We start from the raw sequence: 1,237 nt of genomic DNA, 5'->3' as shown, positions 1-1,237 counted from the left end.
GGACACCAGGCCTACGCCCTGCGCCTGGCCGCGGCCCTGCTCGATGGCGGCTACAGCGCGCGGCTGTCCAGCCGCCTGGAGCGCGGCGAGGAACTGGTGTCCGGCGCCAGCGCCTGGTACAACGCCTTCGCCCGCGGCGACAGCCTGTTCGTGCTGAGCGCCACGCCCAACGTGCAGAAGCAGCGCAGCCTGGCCGAGGCCGAAGCCGGGCTGTGGCGCGAGCTGGAGGAGCTGAAGAACAGCCCGCCGTCCGCCGAGGAGCTGGCCCGCGTGCGCGCCCAGGTGATCGCCGGGCTGGTCTACGAGCGCGACTCCATCACCAGCCAGGCCACCAGCATCGGCCAGCTGGAGACCGTCGGCCTGTCCTGGCAGCTGATCGACCAGGAGCTGGCCGAGCTGGAAGCCGTCACCCCCGAGGATATCCAGCAGGCCGCCCGCACCTTCTTCGTCCGCGACCGCCTGAGCGTCGCCCATGTATTGCCCGAGGACGCTCGTCATGAGGAGTCTCGCCATGAAGACTGAGCACCTGCGTATCGCCCTGCTCGGCCTGGCCCTGAGCACCACCCTGGTCCTGAGCGGCTGCGACCGCCAACCCGATGAGGCCAAGGCGACCGCCACCAACACCGAGGCGCCGGCCAAGCTGGAATCGCTCGCCGAGCTGAACGACCAGGCGCCGACCCGACGCAGCCTGGATATCCAGACCTGGCACACCGAACAGGGCGCCAAGGTGCTGTTCGTCGAAGCGCGCGAGCTGCCGATGTTCGACCTGCGCCTGACCTTCGCCGCCGGCAGCAGCCAGGACGACGGCGTGCCCGGCCTGGCCACCCTGACCAACGCCATGCTCAACGAGGGCGTGCCGGGCAAGGACGTCGGCGCCATCGCCGCCGGCTTCGAGGGCCTCGGCGCCGAGTTCGGCAACGGCGCCTACCGCGACATGGCGGTGGCCAGCCTGCGCAGCCTGAGCGCGAAAGAGCAGCGCGAACCGGCGCTGGCGCTGTTCGCCGAGGTGCTCGGCCAGCCGACCTTCCCCGAAGAGGCCCTGGCGCGGATCAAGAACCAGCTGCTGGCCGGCTTCGAGTTCCAGAAGCAGAACCCCGGCAAGCTGGCCAGCCTGGAGCTGTTCCAGCGCCTGTACGGCGACCACCCCTATGCCCACCCGAGCGACGGCAACGCCGAGTCCATCCCGGCGATCGAGCGCGAGCAGCTCGCCGCCTTCCATGCCCGCGCCTATGCCGCC

The 1,237-nt window shown here is 70.8% G+C and carries 2 protein-coding genes; both read left to right on the top strand.

Annotated elements, in window-relative coordinates; genetic code table 11:
• On the top strand, nt 1-522 hold a 522-nt coding region (locus N878_RS21280; protein WP_021445554.1), incomplete at its 5' end, for a pitrilysin family protein.
• Nucleotides 512-1,237: pitrilysin family protein (locus N878_RS21275; protein WP_021445553.1), on the top strand; the 726-nt coding region annotated here is incomplete at its 3' end. The genes N878_RS21280 and N878_RS21275, both read left to right, overlap by 11 nt.

The sequence above is a fragment of the Pseudomonas sp. EGD-AK9 genome, assembly GCF_000465935.2.
Taxonomy (GTDB): Bacteria; Pseudomonadota; Gammaproteobacteria; order Pseudomonadales; family Pseudomonadaceae; genus Aquipseudomonas.
This window is presented reverse-complemented; position numbering and strand designations above follow the sequence as displayed.